An 874-nucleotide genomic window follows, 5' to 3' on the forward strand; every position below is an offset into this window, starting at 1 on the left:
TATACAAATTTGTGAATCTCCCCAAGTATTCCTATCTTTGAGGCATGAAAAGAAGAGAAAGATACATGACGCATTTCGTGAACCCGTTTACGGATATCGGCTTCAAGATCATCTTCGGGCAACCTGCCAGCAAGGAACTGCTCATTACCTTGCTGAACGAGCTGCTGGCAGGGGAGCATCACATTGAAGACCTGACGTTCATCGACAAGGAAGACAATTCGGACAACGTAAACGACAGGGGAATCATCTTCGACCTGTATTGCCTGACTTCGGGCGGGGAATACATCATCGTGGAGATGCAGAACCGGTGGCACAGTAATTTTCTGGATCGCACGCTGTATTACGTGTGCCGTGCCATCAGCCGGTTGATAGAACGTCCCATAACGGATGAAGTGGAATTGCCGATCGGCAGGAATGACAACGTAACAGACACGGTGAATGAGACACCGCCCCGCTACGGTGACCGCTATAAACTCTCAACCGTATACGGGATATTCCTGATGAACTTCAAGGAAGGGAAGTTAGAGCCGAAGTTCCGTACGGACACGGTGGTGGCAGACCGTGAGAACGGACGGACGGTGAACCCGCATTTCCGGCAGATATACTTGCAGTTCCCTTACTTTACCAAGCAGCTGGAGGAATGCGAGACATTGTATGACAAACTAATCTATGCACTGAAGAATATGAACGAATGGAACAGAATGCCGGATGCGCTGAAAGAACAGGTGTTCAAGCATCTGGAACGGCTGGCTGCCGTAGCGAACTTGTCGGAAGCGAACCGTGTGGCTTATGATAAGGCAGTAGACCGTTTCTACGTGAGCCGTATTTACGAGGAGGACATGCAGGACCGAGTGGAGAACGCGATGCGGGAAGG

1 protein-coding gene is annotated in these 874 nt (G+C 50.2%); it reads left to right on the plus strand.

Annotation, left to right across the window (positions count from 1 at the left end):
* Positions 1 to 65: 65 nt before the first annotated feature.
* Positions 66 to 874: PD-(D/E)XK nuclease family transposase (locus tag B5F71_RS19515; RefSeq protein WP_087213660.1), on the plus strand; the 809-nt coding region annotated here is incomplete at its 3' end.

This window comes from Bacteroides sp. An269 (assembly GCF_002159755.1).
Taxonomy (GTDB): Bacteria; Bacteroidota; Bacteroidia; order Bacteroidales; family Bacteroidaceae; genus Phocaeicola; species Phocaeicola intestinalis.